This is a genomic window from Pseudacidovorax intermedius (assembly GCF_003350475.1).
In the GTDB taxonomy this organism is placed as follows: Bacteria; Pseudomonadota; Gammaproteobacteria; order Burkholderiales; family Burkholderiaceae_C; genus Xenophilus; species Xenophilus intermedius.
In genome coordinates, this window is sequence record NZ_QQAV01000011.1 from 85439 (window position 1) to 103931 (window position 18493).

The 18493-nt window shown below is 67.4% G+C and carries 12 protein-coding genes; 7 read left to right on the top strand and 5 right to left on the bottom strand.

All coding sequences use genetic code 11. The annotated features are described in order from the left end of the window. Nucleotides 1-82 precede the first annotated feature (82 nt). From folD to DFR41_RS22345, 3 genes are all read right to left on the bottom strand, one after another. A complete protein-coding gene (gene folD / locus DFR41_RS22335; RefSeq protein ID WP_017757538.1) occupies nt 83-937 on the bottom strand; it encodes a bifunctional methylenetetrahydrofolate dehydrogenase/methenyltetrahydrofolate cyclohydrolase FolD in 855 nt (284 codons plus the stop codon). A gap of 86 nt (nt 938-1023) precedes the next feature. Next, entirely contained in the window at nt 1024-1647 is a 624-nt protein-coding gene (locus tag DFR41_RS22340; RefSeq protein WP_043115575.1) for a response regulator transcription factor, read from the bottom strand. A 17-nt stretch (nt 1648-1664) separates the two neighbouring features. Then, the gene (locus DFR41_RS22345; protein WP_114804337.1) at nt 1665-4259 is read right to left on the bottom strand and encodes a PAS domain-containing sensor histidine kinase; all 2595 of its coding nucleotides are present in this window, start codon (nt 4257-4259) and stop codon (nt 1665-1667) included. 191 nt (nt 4260-4450) lie between these two features. On the opposite strand from DFR41_RS22345, the gene aceE reads away from it, so the two are divergent. The 4 genes from aceE (at nt 4451) to ilvD (ending at nt 12756) form a co-directional block, all read left to right on the top strand. Continuing rightward, nucleotides 4451-7165 carry a pyruvate dehydrogenase (acetyl-transferring), homodimeric type gene (gene aceE / locus DFR41_RS22350; protein ID WP_114804338.1) on the top strand — a complete coding sequence of 905 codons (2715 nt, stop codon included), beginning with the start codon at nt 4451-4453 and terminating at the stop codon, nt 7163-7165. Nucleotides 7166-7209: 44 nt separating this feature from the next. Further along, a complete protein-coding gene (gene aceF, locus DFR41_RS22355; RefSeq protein WP_114804339.1) occupies nt 7210-8880 on the top strand; it encodes a dihydrolipoyllysine-residue acetyltransferase in 1671 nt (556 codons plus the stop codon). A 12-nt stretch (nt 8881-8892) separates the two neighbouring features. Then, nucleotides 8893-10722 carry a dihydrolipoyl dehydrogenase gene (gene lpdA / locus DFR41_RS22360; protein WP_114804340.1) on the top strand — a complete coding sequence of 610 codons (1830 nt, stop codon included), beginning with the start codon at nt 8893-8895 and terminating at the stop codon, nt 10720-10722. 174 nt (nt 10723-10896) lie between these two features. Beyond that, nucleotides 10897-12756 carry a dihydroxy-acid dehydratase gene (gene ilvD, locus DFR41_RS22365; protein WP_114804341.1) on the top strand — a complete coding sequence of 620 codons (1860 nt, stop codon included), beginning with the start codon at nt 10897-10899 and terminating at the stop codon, nt 12754-12756. Between the two features lie 111 nt (nt 12757-12867). On the opposite strand, the gene DFR41_RS22370 is transcribed toward ilvD, so the two are convergent. After that, nucleotides 12868-13410, bottom strand: coding sequence for a C40 family peptidase (locus DFR41_RS22370; protein WP_043119103.1), 543 nt, complete (start codon nt 13408-13410; stop codon nt 12868-12870). A 256-nt stretch (nt 13411-13666) separates the two neighbouring features. Between DFR41_RS22370 and DFR41_RS22375 the strand changes: the two genes are divergently transcribed. Then, a complete protein-coding gene (locus DFR41_RS22375; protein WP_425326722.1) occupies nt 13667-14749 on the top strand; it encodes a PQQ-dependent sugar dehydrogenase in 1083 nt (360 codons plus the stop codon). A gap of 63 nt (nt 14750-14812) precedes the next feature. Here DFR41_RS22375 and DFR41_RS22380 read toward each other — a convergent pair whose 3' ends face one another. Further along, complete coding sequence (locus DFR41_RS22380; protein WP_017758235.1) at nt 14813-15487, bottom strand: alpha/beta fold hydrolase; 675 nt, start codon at nt 15485-15487, stop codon at nt 14813-14815. A 263-nt stretch (nt 15488-15750) separates the two neighbouring features. Here DFR41_RS22380 and DFR41_RS22385 point away from each other — a divergent pair, with 263 nt between their 5' ends. Together DFR41_RS22385 and DFR41_RS22390 are read left to right on the top strand one after the other, a co-directional pair. Beyond that, nucleotides 15751-16353, top strand: coding sequence for an isochorismatase family protein (locus tag DFR41_RS22385; RefSeq protein ID WP_114804343.1), 603 nt, complete (start codon nt 15751-15753; stop codon nt 16351-16353). Nucleotides 16354-16521: 168 nt separating this feature from the next. Continuing rightward, nucleotides 16522-18423 (top strand): propionate--CoA ligase, encoded by a 1902-nt coding sequence (locus DFR41_RS22390; protein ID WP_114804344.1) that lies wholly within the window; start codon nt 16522-16524, stop codon nt 18421-18423. Nucleotides 18424-18493 lie beyond the last annotated feature (70 nt).

Consider the following 18493-nt stretch of genomic DNA (forward strand, 5'->3'; position numbering starts at 1 on the left):
GGCAAAGGCCGCGCCTTCAAGCGCCCGACCTCACCATGGCCGCGATGCAGGCCGGCTATTGAGCGCCGACCTCGGCGTCCTGTCAGGCTGCGGCGACGCGCTCGGCCGATTCGAGCGTGTTGACCAGCAGCATGGTCACCGTCATCGGGCCCACGCCGCCGGGCACCGGCGTGATCCAGCCGGCCACTTCCTTGACGGCGGCGAAGTCCACGTCGCCGCAGAGCTTGCCCTGCTCGTTGCGGTTCATGCCCACGTCGATCACGATGGCGCCGGGCTTGACCATGTCGGCCGTCACCGTGTTACGGCGGCCCACGGCGGCGACCACGATGTCGGCCTGGCGCACATGGTGGGCCAGGTCGGCGGTGGCGCTGTGGCAGATGGTGACGGTGGCGTTCTTGGCCAGCAGCATCAGCGCCATCGGCTTGCCCACGTTGTTGCTGCGGCCGATGACCACGGCATGCTTGCCCTTGATGGGCACGCCGGTGCTCTCCAGCAGCTTGACGCAGCCATAGGGCGTGCAGGACCAGAAGCCCGGCAGGCCGGTCATCAGCGCGCCGGCGCTGGCCACATGGAAGCCGTCCACGTCCTTCTCGGCCGCGATGGTCTCGATGACCTTGTCGGCATCGATGTGCTTCGGCAGCGGCAGTTGCACCAGGATGCCGTGGATCGCCGGATCGGCATTGAGGGCGCGCACCCGCTCCAGCAGGTCCGCCTCGGTCATCGTGGCCTCGTAGCGCTCCAGCACCGAGTGCATGCCGGCCTGCTGGCAGGCCTCGACCTTCTTGCCCACGTACACCTGGCTGGCCGGATCTTCGCCGACCAGGATCACCGCCAGGCCCGGCGTGATGCCGCGGGCCTTGAGGGCGGCGGTGCGTCCGGCCACTTCGGCGCGGATCGTGCGGGCCACGGCATTGCCGTCGATGAGTTGTGCGGTCATGGGAGGTGCTGGAAAGTGGAATGAAAAACGCCCGCGGCCAAGGCCGAACGGGCGTGGTGAGGGAGCGGCGGGGCGTTGCGGCGGCGTCAGGCCTTGGCGGTCTGGCCCAGGGCGATCTTCAGCAGATCGGCCACCGTGTTGGCGTTGAGCTTTTCCATGATGTTGGCGCGGTGCGCCTCCACCGTCTTGATGCTGATGCCCAGGTCGTCGGCGATCTGCTTGTTGAGGCGGCCGGCGACGATGCGCTCGAGCACCTGCGATTCGCGGCCGGTGAGCTTGGACAGCAGGGCGTCGCGGCTGGCCGATTGCTGGTACTGCGCGAAGGCGGTGCGGGCGTGTTCGAGCATGCGCTCGACCAGCGACACCAGCGCCTCTTCGTTGAAGGGCTTCTGGATGAAGTCCATCGCGCCCTTCTTCATCGAATCGACCGCCATTGGCACGTCGCCATGGCCGGTGATGACCACGATGGGCAGCGGCGACTTGCGCTCGATGAGCTTGTCCTGCAGTTCCAGGCCCGACATACCGGCCATGCGGATGTCGACGATCAGGCAGGCCACTTCGCGCGGGTCGTAGCGGGCCAGGAAGGACTCGGCGGATTCGAAGCAGCGGACCCGATAGTCCTTGCCTTCGAGCAGCCACTGGAGCGAGTCGCGGACGGCCTCGTCGTCGTCCACCACATAGACCGTGCCCTTCTTGGGGATCAAACTCATGCGCTTACCTTTGCCTCTCAGGAGATCGAGGAGCCTGCGCCGGCCTTGCCTGCCGCGGCGGGCGGCTGGCCGGTGGCGGTCCAGTCGGGGGAACGGTCGTCGGTCGCTACGGAATCCGGAGCGCCGTCCACTGGAATCCAGAAGGAGAAACGGCAGCCGACGACCTCCGATCCATTGTAGAGGTTCTCCGCCTGCATCCTGCCCTTGTGCGACTCGACGATGCTGCGGCAGAGGTTGAGGCCGATGCCCATGCCTTCTGCCTTGGTGGAGAAGAAGGCCTCGAAGAGCCGCTCCATCACCTCGGGTGCCAGGCCCTTGCCGGTATCCTGCACGGCGAACTCGATGGCCTGGTGGCCCTCGACCCTTCGCGGCACCACGCGCAGTTCGACCGTGCGCCGTGCGGGAGGCCGCCGGGCCATGTCGATGGACTCGGCGGCGTTCTTCATCAGGTTGACCAGCACCTGCTCGATGAGGATGGGGTCGACATGCACCGTCGGCAACCGTGCCGCCACATAGTGGTTGAGCCGCACGTTGCGGCGCTTGAGCTCGATGCCGGCCAGCTCCACCGCCTCGCTCACCATGGTGGCCACCTCGGCGGGCGTGCGGTTGGGCTCGCTGCGTTTCACGAAGGTGCGGATCCGCTGGATGATCTGGCCCGCCCGCTGCGCCTGCTTGACCGTTTTTTCCAGTGCGCCCAACAGGGCCTCGGTGTCGATCTGCTGGCCGCGGATGCGCGACATCATGCCGTTGCAGTAGTTGCTGATGGCGGCGAGCGGCTGGTTCAACTCGTGCGCCACGCTGGAGGCCATCTCGCCCATCGTGATCAGGCGGCTGGCGGACTGGGCCCGGTCGGCCTGCTGGGCGGCTTGTTCCTCGGCGTCGCGGCGGGCGGTGATGTCGGTGGCGATCACCAACTGCGCCAGGCGGCCGTCCACCCAGGTCAGGTAGCGCGAGCGCACCTCCAGCCACTTGTTGAGGTGCGGCACGAAGATCTCGTTGTTGGCCAGTTGGGCGGCCGTGAGCGCGTCGGTGGGCAGGCCGGCCAGCGGGTCGACGTCGTCCAGGTCGTTCCCGTGGCTGGGCGAGGGCGCGGCCCCGGCCTGCGCGACCATGCCCAGGTGGCCCACCGTGTCCGAGCCGAACCAGGCCCGGTACATCTTGTTGGCGAAGAGCAGTTCCTCGCTGCCCAGCGGCGCCACCGACACCGAGGCGTCCAGCGCCTCCAGCACGGTGGTGAAACGCTCGTGGGAGGCTGACAACTGCTCGCGGATACGGGTCGGCTCCGTGATGTCGGTCATCGACGTCATCCAGCCCGTCTGGTGGCCGTGGGCGTCGACCAGTGGTGACACGTACAGCCGGGCCGGGAAGATCGTGCCGTTCTTGCGCCGCACCCGCACCTGGAAGCCGCCCGGCAACGCCCGGCCGTGGATCTCCTCCTCCAGGCGCTCGTTCATGAGTTCGGTGTCGGTCTCCAGCCAGTAGGGGAAGGGCGGCTTGCGGCCGACGAGTTCTTCCTCGCTCCAGCCGGTCATGGTGCAGAAGGCGGCGTTGACATAGCTGATGCTGCCGTCCAGGTCGAGCACGCGCATGCCGGTCAGCATGGAGTTTTCCATGGCGCGGCGGAAGTTGGTCTCGGCCTGCAGCGCCTGCTGAGCGGCCAGGCGCCGGCGGGTGTGCCGCCAGGTGCCCATCAGCAGGCCGCTGGTCAGCACCGACAGCGCCGCCACCAGCCAGAAGAGCCCGTTGCCGATCAGGCCAAGCGAGGTGCGCCAGGCCTGCGCCCGCAGCACCAGGCTGTTGCCGACCGGCGAGACGGGCACCTCGTATTCATTGGTGGGCTCTGCCCAGGGCAGCGGCCGCGATTCGGCCGGGCTGCGGCTGTTGGTCGTCGTGCCGGCCAGCAGCTTGCCGGTGCTGTCCAGCAGCGAGACGGCGTACTTGGCCGAGACCTCGGGCGGGATGCCGTAGCGCAGCAGCCCGTCGACCGAGAACTCGCCCAGCACCGTGCCCGCGAACAGGCCCTGGTCGAACAGGGGAATGTGAAGCTGCAGCGGCGCCGTGCGGTCGCCCGTGGCGTTGGGCTGCGAGTAGACCGGCTGGGCCAACTCGCGCGCGAGCGCGTAGTGGGTCTCGATGTCGCCTGGCCGCAGCAGGTCGCCGGCCATGTGCTGCTGCGCGGGCGGCACGCTGGGCGAGGCATAGGTTGCGCGCCAGACCCGCCGGTCGTCGATCCAGCTGACCGCCTGCAGTTCCGGGAACTGGCTGACCAGCGACTCGGCGCGGCTGGTGAATTCGATGGCGTCGACTTCATGGTTGCTGGCGTCGCGCGCCAGACGCATCAGCTGCTCCTGCCGCTCCAGAAGGCGCAGGCGCAACCGCTGCTGCGCATATTCGACATCGCGGCGCACGGATTCGCGTTCGCGCTCCAGTTCCTCGGCCCGCAGATACCAGAAGGCCGCCACGATGGCGGCCAGGAAGAGCAGCACTGCGGCCATCGGCACCAGCATCGCCACACTGTCTTGCAGCGGCGGGGTCTGGCGTTTCCACCAGCGTTGCCACCACGACACGAGTGGGAGAGGATGGCCGGCGGTGGGCTCGGGGGGGGAACGCATCGCGCGAGTTTAGAAGAGCGCCTGCCCGGCCATTTCTGCTGCAGAGCAGCATTAATTTCATATTAAGAAATGCCATGGCACCATTTGGAATCGCCATTTTTTTATGAGACACTGCGCCGCCCGCGCGATGCGGCCTTTCTTCCTCTCTCAATTAACGTACGCCACGTACACACCGATTCAAGGAGACCCGGATGTCGGCCAACCCCGAGAAACCCACTGGCGCCGCAGCAAACGAAGCTGACGTGCAAGAGATGCAGGAATGGAAGGACGCGCTGTCGGCCGTCATCCAGAACGAAGGTGCCGAACGGGCGCATGCCCTGCTCGAGGAACTGCTCGAGCACGCCCGCCAGAACACGGTTGACATGCCCTTCTCGGCCAACACGGGCTACGTGAACACCATCGAGCCCAGCCAGGAAGCCCGCAGCCCCGGCAACCTCGAGATCGAGCAGCGCCTGCGCGCCTACATGCGCTGGAACGCCATGGCCATGGTGGTCAAGGCCAACCGCCACCACCCGCCCGAAGGCGGCGACCTGGGCGGCCACATCGGCTCCTTTGCCTCGCTGGCGAGCATGTTCGGTGCTGGCTTCAACCACTTCTGGCATGCCGAGACCGAAGGCCACGGCGGCGACCTGCTCTACATCCAGGGCCACGTCTCGCCCGGCATCTACGCCCGCGCCTACCTCGAAGGCCGACTGAGCGAAGAGCAGCTGCTCAACTTCCGCCAGGAAGTCGATGGCAAGGGCCTGTCCAGCTATCCGCACCCCAAGCTGATGCCCGAGTTCTGGCAGTTCCCGACGGTGTCCATGGGCCTGGGCCCGCTGATGGCCATCTACCAGGCGCGCTTCCTCAAGTACCTGCATGCCCGCGGCATCGCCGACACCGCCAACCGCAAGGTCTGGGTCTTCTGCGGCGACGGTGAAATGGACGAGGTCGAATCGCTGGGCGCCATCGGCCTGGCCGCGCGCGAGAACCTCGACAACCTGATCTTCGTCATCAACTGCAACCTGCAGCGCCTGGACGGCCCGGTGCGCGGCAACGGCAAGATCATTCAGGAACTGGAAGGCGAATTCCGTGGCGCCAACTGGAACGTCATCAAGCTGATCTGGGGCAAGGGCTGGGACGCCCTGCTCGCCAAGGACCACGACGGCGCCCTGCGCGAGCTGATGATGAAGACCAACGATGGCGACTACCAGGCCATGAAGGCCAATGACGGCGCCTACGTCCGCAAGCACTTCTTCGGCCGCGATCCGCGCACGGCCAAGATGGTCGAGCACATGACCGACGACGAGATCTGGAACCTGCAGCGCGGCGGCCACGACTCGCAGAAGGTCTATGCCGCCTTCCACGCCGCCCAGAACCACGCCGGTCAGCCCACCGTGCTGCTGGTCAAGACGGTCAAGGGCTTCGGCATGGGCAAGATCGGCGAGGGCAAGAACACGGTCCACCAGACCAAGAAGCTCGGCGACGAGGACATCAAGGCCTTCCGCGACCGCTTCAATATCCCGATCCCCGACAGCCAGATCGCCGATCTGCCCTTCTACAAGCCGGCCGACGACACGCCGGAAATGAAGTACCTGCACGAGCGCCGCAAGGCACTGGGCGGCTACCTGCCGCACCGCCGCACCAAGGCCGACGAGAGCTTCACCGTGCCTTCGCTCGACACCTTCAAGGCCGTGCTCGAGCCCACGGCCGAAGGCCGCGAGATCTCCACGACCCAGGCTTACGTGCGCTTCCTGACGCAGCTGCTGCGCGACAAGGCCCTGGGCCCGCGCGTGGTGCCCATCCTGGTCGACGAGGCCCGCACCTTCGGCATGGAAGGCCTGTTCCGCCAGGTCGGCATCTACAACCCGCACGGTCAGCAGTACACCCCGGTCGACAAGGACCAGGTCATGTACTACAAGGAAGACAAGGCCGGCCAGATCCTGCAGGAAGGCATCAACGAGGCCGGTGGCATGTCCAGCTGGATCGCCGCCGCCACCTCGTACAGCACGAACAACCGCATCATGGTGCCGTTCTACGTGTACTACTCGATGTTCGGCTTCCAGCGCATCGGCGACCTGGCCTGGGCGGCCGGCGACATGCAGGCCCGCGGCTTCCTGCTGGGCGGCACCTCGGGCCGCACCACGCTCAATGGCGAAGGCCTGCAGCACGAGGACGGCCACAGCCACATCCTGGCCAACACCATCCCCAACTGCGTCAGCTACGACCCGACCTTCGCGCATGAAGTGGCGGTGATCCTGCACCACGGCCTCAAGCGCATGGTCGAGAAGCAGGACAACGTCTATTACTACCTGACGCTGCTGAACGAGAACTACGCGATGCCTGGCCTTCAGCCCGGCACCGAAGAGCAGATCATCAAGGGCATGTACCTGGCCAAGCAGGCGCCGGCTCTGGACAAGAAGGCGCCCACGGCCCAGCTGCTGGGCAGCGGCACCATCCTGCGCGAATCCTTCTTCGCCCAGGAGCTGCTGGAAAAGGACTGGGGCGTCGCCGCCTCGGTGTGGAGCTGCCCGAGCTTCAACGAGCTGACCCGCGACGGCCAGGACGCCGACCGCTGGAACCTGCTGCACCCCACCGAGACGGCGCGCGTGCCCTTCGTCGAGGAGCAGCTGGGCAAGACGACCGGTCCGGTGGTCGCCTCCACCGACTACATGAAGGCCTACGCCGAGCAGATCCGTCCCTTCATCCCGAAGGGCCGCAACTACAAGGTGCTGGGCACCGACGGCTTCGGCCGCTCGGATTTCCGCAGCAAGCTGCGCGAGCATTTCGAGGTGAACCGCCACTACATCGTGGTCGCCACGCTCAAGGCCCTGGCCGAGGACGGCGCAGTGCCGGCCGCCAAGGTGGCCGAGGCCATCAAGAAGTACGGCATCAACGCCGACAAGATCAACCCGCTTTACGCGTAATCCATCCACGGAACTGAAACGCCTCGAAGGCGGGAGACACGAACATGGCAGCAGTGGAAGTGAAAGTGCCCGACATCGGCGACTTCGACGAGGTCGCGGTGATCGAAGTGCTGGTCAAGCCGGGCGATACGGTCAAGCCCGAGCAGTCGCTGATCACGGTCGAATCGGACAAGGCCTCGATGGAGATTCCGTCGTCGGCCGCCGGCGTGGTCAAGGAAGTCAAGGTCAAGGTCGGCGACAAGGTCAAGGAAGGTTCGATCGTCCTGATCCTGGAAGGCGAGGGCGCTGGTGCCCCCGCTGCGGCGGCTCCGGCACCTGCCGAGGCTCCGGCGCCGGCCGCCCAGGCCGCCGCACCTGCGCCGGCACCCGCCGCCGCGCCGGCTGCCTCCGGCCCGGTCGAGATTAAGGTGCCCGACATCGGCGACTTCAAGGACGTCGCGGTGATCGAGGTGCTGGTCAAACCTGGCGACACGGTCAAGGCCGAGCAGTCGCTGATCACGGTCGAATCGGACAAGGCCTCGATGGAGATCCCGTCGCCGTCCGCCGGCACGATCAAGGAGCTCAAGGTCAAGGTGGGCGACACGGTCAACATCGGTGACCTGATCGGCCTGCTCGAAGGCGTGGCCGGTGCCGCACCCGCCGCCAGCCCGGCAGCGCCCGCATCGGCGCCGGCCCAGGCTGCGCCGAGCCCGGCGCCCGCTCAGGCCGCCGCAGCGCCTGCACCTGCGGCCACCAGCGTACCGGCCCACGACCCGACCAAGACGCCGGCCACTGGCCTGCCGCATGCCTCGCCCTCGGTGCGCAAATTCGCCCGCGAGCTGGGCGTACCGCTGGAAGAGGTCAAGGGCAGCGGTCCCAAGGGCCGCATCACCCAGGAAGACGTGCAGGGCTTCACCAAGTCGGTGATGGCCGGCGCCACCCAGACCAAGGCGCAGGCGGCCAAGGCCCCGGCCGGCGGTGCTGGCAGCGCCGACGGCGCGGCCCTGGGTCTGCTGCCCTGGCCGAAGGTGGACTTCACGAAGTTCGGCACCGTCGAGCGCAAGGACCTGTCGCGCATCAAGAAGATCAGCGGCGCCAACCTGCACCGCAACTGGGTCATGATTCCGCACGTCACCAACAACGACGAAGCGGACATCACCGAGCTGGAAGCCTTCCGCGTCTCCACCAACAAGGAGAACGAGAAGTCGGGCGTGAAGGTCACGATGCTGGCCTTCGTCATCAAGGCCGTGGTCGCGGCCCTGAAGAAATTCCCCGAGTTCAACACCAGCCTGGACGGCGACACGCTGGTCTACAAGCAGTACTTCAACATCGGCTTCGCGGCGGACACGCCCAACGGGCTGGTGGTGCCGGTGCTCAAGGACGCCGACAAGAAGGGCATCCTGCAGATCAGCCAGGAGATGGGCGAGCTGGCCAAGAAGGCCCGCGACGGCAAGCTGGGTGCGGCCGACATGCAGGGCGGCTGCTTCTCGATCAGCTCGCTGGGCGGCATCGGTGGCACGCACTTCACGCCGATCATCAATGCCCCCGAGGTGGCGATCCTGGGTCTTTCCAAGGGCCAGATGAAGCCGGTGTGGGACGGCAAGCAGTTCGTGCCGCGCCTGACGCTGCCGCTGTCGCTGTCGTACGACCACCGTGTGATCGACGGCGCCTCCGCGGCCCGCTTCAATGCCTACCTGGGCCAGCTGCTGGCGGACTACCGCCGCATCGTGCTGTAAGGAGACCACGGCATGAGCGAACAACAGGTCAAGGTTCCGGACATCGGCGACTTCAGCGAGGTGGCCGTGATCGAGGTGCTGGTCAAGCCCGGCGACACCATCAAGGTCGAGCAGTCGCTGATCACCGTCGAGTCCGACAAGGCGTCGATGGAGATTCCCTCCAGCCACGCGGGCGTGGTCAAGTCGGTGGCCGTGAAGGTGGGCGACAAGGTGAGCGAAGGCTCCGTGGTGCTGACCATCGACGCGGCCGAGGCGACTGCGGCGGCGCCCGCACCGGCCGAATCGCCAGCCCCCGCCGCGGCGGCCCCCAAGGCGGCACCTGCGCCCGCACCAGCCGCGCCGGCCGTGGCGCCAGCGCCCGCTGGCAGCTACAGCGGCCAGGTCGACATCGAGTGCGACACCCTCGTGCTCGGCGCCGGCCCCGGTGGCTACTCCGCCGCCTTCCGCAGTGCGGACCTCGGCATGAAGACGGTGCTGGTCGAGCGTTACGCCACCCTGGGCGGCGTGTGTCTCAACGTGGGCTGCATCCCCTCCAAGGCGCTGCTGCACGTGGCGGCGGTGATGGACGAGGTCAAGCATTTCGCCGATCTGGGTGTGGAGTTCGGTGCCCCCAAGGTGGATCGCGCCAAGCTGCTCGCGCACAAGAACAAGGTGGTGGGCAAGCTCACCGGTGGCCTCACGGCCATGGCCAAGATGCGCAAGGTCACGACCGTGCGCGGCGTCGGCACCTTCCTGGACGCCTACCACCTCGAAGTGGAAGAGACCAGCGGCGACGGCCGGGCCACCACCGGCAAGAAGCAGGTGATCCGCTTCAGCCACTGCATCATCGCGGCCGGCTCGCAGGCGGTGCACCTGCCCTTCATGCCCAAGGACGATCCGCGCGTGGTGGACTCCACCGGCGCGCTGTCGCTGGCGACCGAGCCCAAGCGCATGCTGATCCTGGGCGGCGGCATCATCGGCCTGGAAATGGGCACGGTGTATTCGTCGCTGGGCGCACGCCTGGATGTGGTCGAGATGATGGACGGCCTGATGCAGGGCGCCGACCGCGACCTGGTCAAGGTGTGGCAGAAGATGAACGCGCCGCGCTTCGACAACATCATGCTCAAGACCAAGACCGTGGGCGCCGAGGCGACCAAGGATGGCATCAAGGTGATGTTCGAAGGCGAGGGCGCGCCCAAGGAGCCTCAGGTCTACGACCTGGTGCTGCAGGCGGTGGGCCGCACGCCCAACGGCAAGAAGATCGGCGCCGAGAAGGCGGGCGTCTCGGTCACCGACCGCGGCTTCATCCCGGTCGACATCCAGATGCGCACCAATGTGCCGAACATCTTCGCCATCGGCGACATCGTCGGCCAGCCCATGCTGGCCCACAAGGCGGTGCACGAGGCGCATGTGGCGGCCGAGGTGATCGCCGGTGAGCAGAAGGGCGACAAGGAGCTGGCCAGCGCCGCGTTCAACGCCCGGGTGATCCCGAGCGTGGCCTACACCGACCCCGAGGTCGCGTGGGTAGGCCTGACCGAGGACCAGGCCAAGGCGCAGGGCGTCAAGGTCAAGAAGGGCCTCTTCCCGTGGACGGCTTCCGGCCGCGCCATTGCCAACGGCCGCGACGAGGGCTTCACCAAGCTGCTGTTCGATGCCGAGACGCACCGCATCCTGGGTGGCGGCATCGTCGGCACCCATGCCGGCGACATGATCGGCGAGGTGGCCCTGGCCATCGAGATGGGCGCCGACGAGATCGACATCGGCAAGACCATCCATCCGCACCCCACGTTGGGCGAGAGCATCGGCATGGCGGCGGAAGTGGCGCACGGCACCTGCACCGACCTGCCGCCGCAGAAGCGCTGATCGGTAGCCCATAAGCGCAGCCTCGAGGCTGCGTCCAGCGGCCCGGCCGGGCGACCTTCGGGTTGTCCTGCCGGGCCGCTTTGCCATGGGCGCGCCGCCCGCTGTCGTGGCGTGGGGCCTGAGACAATGCCGGCCCCGACGATTCCTGCCTCACGAGAGCACACAGAGCGACCCATGCCCACCTACCGTTCCAAGACCTCCACCGCCGGCCGCAACATGGCGGGCGCCCGTTCCCTGTGGCGCGCCACCGGCATGAAGGACGACGACTTCTCCAAGCCGATCATCGCCATCGCCAACAGCTTCACGCAGTTCGTGCCCGGTCATGTGCACCTGAAGGATCTGGGCCAGCTGGTCGCCCGCGAGGTCGAGGCCGCCGGCGGCGTCGCCAAGGAATTCAACACCATCGCCGTAGACGACGGCATCGCCATGGGCCACGACGGCATGCTGTATTCGCTGCCCAGCCGGGACGTGATCGCCGACTCGGTGGAGTACATGGTCAATGCCCACTGCGCGGACGCGCTGGTGTGCATCTCCAACTGCGACAAGATCACGCCCGGCATGCTGATGGCGGCCATGCGGCTGAACATCCCGGTGGTCTTCGTCTCCGGCGGCCCGATGGAGGCTGGCAAGGTTCGCCTGGCGGTACCGGGCACGGCCAAGATCGAGATCCGCAAGATGGACCTGATCGACGCCATGGTGATGGCGGCCGACAGCAAGGTGAGCGATGCCGATCTGGCCGAGGTCGAGCGATCGGCCTGCCCGACCTGCGGCAGCTGCTCGGGCATGTTCACCGCCAACTCGATGAACTGCCTGACCGAGGCGCTGGGCCTGTCGCTGCCGGGCAATGGCACGGTGGTGGCCACCCATGCCGACCGCGAGGGCCTGTTCAGGAAGGCCGGCCACCTGATCGTCGAACTGGCCAAGCGCCACTACGAACAGGACGATGCCAGCGTGCTGCCGCGTGCCATCGGCAAGAAGGCCTTCGAGAACGCGATGACGCTGGACATCGCCATGGGCGGCTCGACCAACACCATCCTGCACATCCTGGCCGCCGCGCAGGAGGCCGGCATCGACTTCGACATGGCCGACATCGACCGCCTCTCGCGCGAGGTGCCGCAGCTGTGCAAGGTGGCGCCCAACACCAACAAGTACCACATCGAGGACGTGCATCGCGCGGGTGGCATCATGGCCATCCTGGGTGAACTGGCGCGCGCCGGCCGCCTGCACCTTGACGTGCCGACCATCCACGCGCCCACGCTGGGCGATGCGCTGGAGCAATGGGACATCCTGCGCACCAGCAACGATGCCGTGAAGCGCTTCTACATGGCGGGCCCGGCCGGCATCCCGACGCAGGTCGCGTTCAGCCAGGACACGCGCTGGCCCAGCCTGGACATGGACCGCGCCGAAGGCTGCATCCGAAGCATCGACCATGCCTTCTCGAAGGAGGGCGGCCTGGCCGTGCTGACCGGCAATATCGCCAAGGACGGCTGCGTGGTGAAGACGGCGGGCGTGGACGACAGCCTGCTGGTCTTCGAGGGCCCGGCCCATGTGGTCGAGAGCCAGGACGAGGCGGTGGAGCACATCCTCAACGACCAGGTGAAGGCGGGCGACGTCGTGGTGGTGCGCTACGAGGGCCCGAAGGGCGGCCCCGGCATGCAGGAGATGCTCTATCCGACCAGCTACATCAAGTCCAAGGGCCTGGGCAAGGCCTGCGCACTGCTGACGGATGGCCGGTTCTCGGGCGGTACCTCGGGCCTGTCCATCGGGCATTGCTCGCCGGAGGCGGCGGCCGGCGGCGCCATCGGGCTGGTCCGCACAGGCGACCGCATCCGCATCGACATTCCCAACCGTTCGATCGACGTGCTGCTGAGCGATGAGGAACTGGCCAAGCGCCGCGCGGAGCAGGACGCCAAGGGCTGGAAGCCGGCGAAGCCGCGCCCGCGCAAGGTGTCGGCGGCGCTGAAGGCCTACGCGCTGCTGGCGACGTCTGCAGACAAGGGCGCGGTGCGCGACCTGTCGAAGCTGGAAGACTGAGGCTGGCGATCCGGCGCGGCGGCAACGCCGCGCCACGATTCGCCGCCGCCAGGAATGAAAAAGCCCGCTGCGAGAGCGGGCTTTGTCTTGGGAGGGAAAGAGCCGTGCGGCTTATTCGCCCGCCGATTCGGACAGCACGCGGCGGGCGCCGTTGAAGCGGCTCGTCCAGTAGCTCTGGTTCATGTCTTCCACACGCACTTCCGAGCCGGAGCGGGGGGAGTGGATGAACTTGCCATCGCCCACATAGATGCCCACATGGCTGAAGGCACGGCGCATGGTGTTGAAGAAGACCAGATCGCCGGGCTTGAGTTCGCTGCGGTCGATCTTTTCAGTGGCCGCAGCCTGTTCTTCGGCGCGGCGGGGGAGGACCATGCCGATGGTCTGGTTGTACATGGCGCGGACAAAGCCGCTGCAATCGAAACCAGTTTCGGCGTTGTTGCCGCCACGGCGGTAGGGAACACCCAGGAAGCTCATCGCGCTGACCACCAGGTCGGAGGTCTTGTCAGCCACTGCCTGCCGCGCATGTTCGACGCGGCCGAGAAGGCCTTTGTCGGCAAGGAGCTTGTCCATTTCCGCCGACCGGTCGGTTGCAGGGGCAGCATGCGCTGCGGTGGCAAGGAGCACGGCGAGAGCGGGCAGGACGAAAATTCGCATGGGCCCGTAGGATATGGACGACACCCCGGGGTGTCAACCAGATTTGCAAATCTAAAGTCAGGTTTAAGTCATTGATTTAGAAGCGCTTTCAGCGAATGATGAAAAACGCGGTTGTAACAGCGCCGTTTTTCATTGCTGCAGGTAGATTGAACCTCTCGCCCGCTGCGCCTGTCATCGTGAAATAGTTGTCTGAACGAACGATCATGGTGAAGGAGTCGCAGTGAATTTCTCTCGTCCCTTGTCGGTTGCGTTTGCCTTGGCGACGCTGGCAACCGCTCCAAGCCAAGCGCAGCCAACGCCGCAGCCCAGGCCCGAGACAGTGGCTGCTGGCCTCAGCCACCCCTGGGCGCTGGCTTTCTTGCCGGACGGCCGTTTCCTGGTGACGGAGCGTCCCGGCCACTTGCGGGTGATCGAAGCAGATGGCCGAGCCAGACCGCCAGTCGAAGGTCTGCCGCCGGTTGTCGCCGCAGGGCAGGGCGGGCTGCTGGACGTGGCGCTGGATGCCGGATTTGGCGCCAACAGGACGATCTATTTCTGCTTTTCGGAGGCGGGCCCCAGCGGCACCAACGGCACCGCCCTGGCGCGCGCGGTGTTGTCGACCGACGAGCGCCGGCTGGATCAGGTGAGAGTGATCTTCAGCCAGCAGCCCAAGGTGGCGAGCCGGGCGCACTTCGGCTGCCGCATCGCTCAGGGCCGCGACGGCACGCTGTTCCTGACGATGGGGGACCGCTTCTCGCGCAGCGCCGACGCGCAGCGCCGGGACAACCATCTTGGCAAGGTGATCCGCGTCGACCCGGAGGGCCGGCCACCCGCCGACAATCCTTTCATCGGCCGACCGGGTGCGCTGCCGGCAATCTGGAGCTATGGTCACCGGAATATGCAGGGCGCCACCATCGGTCCGGACGGGCGGCTGTGGACGCACGAGCACGGCGCTCAGGGTGGCGACGAGATCAACATCGTCCAGGCGGGCCGCAACTATGGCTGGCCGGTCATCACGCACGGCGTGAACTACGGCGGCGCCCCCATCGGCGAGGGCCTCAAGGCGAAGGAAGGCATGGAGCAGCCGCTGCACCAGTGGACGCCGTCCATCGCGCCTTCGGGCATGGCCTTTCTGACGAGCGACCGCTATGGCCCGGCGTGGAAGGGCAGCCTGCTGGTCGGGTCGCTCAAGTTCGGCTATCTGGACCGCATCGAGGTGCGGGACGACAAGGTGGTGGCCGAGCAGAAGCTGCTGGCATCGGCGCGCGAACGCATCCGCGACGTGCGGCAGGGGCCAGACGGGCTGATCTACGTGCTGACGGACGAGGAGGATGGCAAGTTGATCCGGCTGCAACCCTGATCGTCGACACACACAGCGCCGTCAAGGCCCGCCGGGAGCGGGTCAGGCGTGGGTGCTCCCTTCTCAGGGACGATGGTCGCTGCAGCGCGGCAGCGGGGCCTGGGCCAGCGACCGCTTCCACAGCGGGCGCCAGGCTGGCCAATCGTGCCCGCCCGGCGCCGTTAGCACACGCTGCGGCGGCAAGGCCGGCGCCAGCACCCGGTGCGTGGGCGCCAGGCGGTCATCCACGCCAAAAGCGAGATAGAGCGGGGTGTGGGCCGCACGGGGCCCGACATAGCGCTGCAGGCAGGTCCAGGCTCGCACACCGATGGCATCGTCGGTCTGTGCCGGCGGGCGCCAGCGTTCAGGGCCGCCCTGGGCCGCCACGTCGGCGGCGGTTTGCGGCTCGCCCAGATAGGGGGCGATCAGCAGCAGGCCATCGATTTCTTCAGGGTGCTCATCGGCGTAGAGCAGTGCGCCCAGGCCGCCGAGCGATATGCCGGCCAGCCAGATGTGGCGGTAGCCCTGCGAACGCGCCGGGCCGATCACGTCGGCCTGCAGGCGGTCGACCACGCTGCGGTCCTTGTAGTAGCCCATGTGGGCGTCCGCGCGGACCAGGTCGGCCCGCAGGCCGGCCGCGCGGAACCTGTCGATGAAGCCTTCGCTCGACAGTTCGTCCAGTAGCATCCCGCGGCCGGGGAGTAGCACGATCAGCGTGTCAGCGGGGCCGCAGGCGCCCGAATCGGTCAGCGCGGGCATTGGCACGACGGGCGTCCGTGGCAGCCAACCGCAGCCCGGCAGGCCGGTCGCCGCGAGGGCGGAGACGGCCCAGGCAAGAATGCCCCGGCGACGCAGCGGCGCCCTCATGGTGCGGCCCCCACCGCCAGGTGTTCTGGCCCTGCGGCGACCGATGGGGGCAGCCAGGGCGCTAAGGATCGGGCAGGGGGAGGGACAATCGCCGACATGCGGCCCATTGTGGCCATCTCCCGTTTCTTCGTCCTGCCTCTTCTCCTTCGCGCCCCATGCTCCTCGACGCCGAACAATCCCAACTCGTGCTCATCGACTACCAGCCCCGGCTGATGCCCGCCATCCACGAGGGCGAGGCCGTGATGGCCAATGCGCGCCGACTCGCACAGATGGCCGGGCTGGCCGATGTCCCGGTGTTCGGCACCGAGCAGAACCCGTCCCGCCTCGGCCAGATGCCGGCAGAGCTGCGCGACCCATGCCGCCGGGTGATGGCAAAGATGCAGTTCAGCGCCGTGGCCGAGGGCCTGGGCGAGTGGCTGCGTCCGCCGGCACGCCCTGCGCAAGGCAATGCGCGGAGCCTGCCGCGCCATCTGCAGAAGCCGCAAGCCGCCGCGCCCGAGCGCGGCAGCATCGTGATCGCCGGCTGCGAAGCCCATGTCTGCGTACTGCAGACGGCGCTGGAGTTGCTGGAGGACGAGTTCGAGGTCTGGGTGGTGACCGACGCCTGCGGCTCGCGCACCGAGCGCAACCGCGATGCGGCCTTCGACCGCCTGGCGGGCGCGGGCGCCGAGCTGGTGACCACCGAGATGGTGGGTTTCGAATGGCTGCGCAGCGCGGAACATCCGGCCTTCAAGGAACTGCAGGCGCTGGTCCGCTGACGGGCTCACCGGCCAAGCTGGCGTTCGCTTCTGTTGAGCGGGTAGGTTCCGCCCCTGTCAGTCTGCCGAAAGGCCGTCTCCAATAATCACGCGTACGGCCGCCGCCCGTTCCGGCCGGCCGGCCCCAAGGCGCACCTTCGACGCCAGCGACCAGGAGACAACCAGGCCATGAGCAGCTATCAGGCGTTCTATCGCCGTTCCATCGACGCGCCCGAGGCCTTCTGGGCCGAGCAGGCCCGGCTGATCGACTGGCACCAGCCGCCGACCACCATCCTCGATCGCAGCCGGCTGCCGTTCACCAACTGGTTCGGTGGCGGCACCACCAACCTCTGCCACAACGCCATCGACCGCCACCTGCCGCAGCGGCAAAATGCGCCGGCGGTGATCGCCGTCTCTACCGAGACCGGCACCGAGCGCACCTACACCTACGGCGAACTGCACCGCGAGGTGCAGCAGATGGCCTCGATGCTGCGCAGCCTGGGCGTGGGGCGCGGCGACCGGGTGCTGATCTACATGCCCATGATCGCGCCCGCCGTGTTCGCCATGCTGGCGTGCGCCCGTCTGGGTGCCATCCATAGCGTGGTCTTCGGCGGCTTCGCCAGTGCGTCGCTCGCGTCGCGCATCGACGATGCGCAGCCGAAGGTGATCGTCAGTGCCGACGCCGGCTCGCGCGGCGGCAAGGTGCTGGCGTACAAGCCGCTGCTGGACGAGGCGATCCGGCTCGCCACGCACAAGCCGTCGGCCGTGCTGTTGGCCGACCGTGGACTGGCGCCCATGGACCTGGTCCCGGGCCGCGACCACCGGATGGATGAGCTGGCGCCAGCCCATGCCCAGGCCGAGGTGCCCTGCGAATGGATGGATGCGGCGGACGTGAGCTACACGCTCTATACCAGCGGCACCACGGGCCGGCCCAAGGGCGTGCAGCGCGACGTGGGCGGCTACGCCGTGGCGCTGGCCGCCAGCATGCGACACATCTTCCAGGCCAGCCCCGGCGAGACGTACTTCTGCACCAGCGACATCGGCTGGGTGGTCGGCCACTGCTACATCGTGTATGGCCCGCTGATCGCGGGCATGGCGACCATCGTCTACGAAGGCCTGCCCACGCAGGGGCTGGACGGCCAGCCGGACGGTGCCATCTGGTGGCGACTGGTGGAAAAGTACAAGGTCAACGTGATGTTCTCGGCGCCGACGGCCGTGCGCGTGCTCAAGAAGCAGGATCCTGCGTTGCTGCGCCAGCATGACGTCTCCAGCCTGCGTGCCCTGTTCCTCGCCGGCGAGCCGCTGGACGAGCCCACCGCCCGCTGGATCAGCGACGGCTTGGGCGTGCCGATCATCGACAACTACTGGCAGACCGAGTCGGGCTGGCCCATCCTGACCGTGGCGCACGGCGTGGAGAAGCAGGCCACCAAGTTCGGCAGCCCCGGCGTGCCCATGTACGGTTTCAAGGTCAAGTTGGTGCACGAAGCCACCGGCGAAGATCTGACGACACCGGGCGAGAAGGGTGTGGTGGTCATCGAGTCGCCGACGCCGCCCGGCTTCATGCAGACCGTGTGGCGCGACGACGAGCGATTCATCAACACCTACTGGCGAAGCATTCCGGGTATCGAGGTCTATTCGACCTTCGACTGGGGCATCCGCGATGCCGATGGCTACTTCTACATCCTGGGACGCACGGACGATGTGATCAACGTGGCCGGCCATCGGCTGGGCACGCGCGAGATCGAAGAGGCCATCTCGGCGCACCCCGCCGTGGCCGAAGTTGCGGTGGTCGGCGTGGCCGATGCGCTCAAAGGCCAGGTCGCGGTGGCGTTCGTGGTGCCGCGTGCCGGCGTCGGCGACGAGGCCGCCGCCCTGAGGCTGGAGGGCGAGGTCATGAAGACCGTCGCCGACAACCTGGGTGCGCTGGCGCGGCCGGCGCGGGTGCACTCGGTGGCGGCACTGCCCAAGACGCGCAGCGGCAAGTTGCTGCGCCGCGCCCTGCAGGCCGTGTGCGAGCGGCGCGATCCGGGCGACCTGACCACCATCGACGACCCTACCAGCCTTCAGGCCATCCAGCGTCTGATCGGCTGAACTTCGCGGCGTATTCTGTTGTCAGATTCGAAGCGCACAATGGTGCGTTCCGAATCACCGCGGCAGTGCG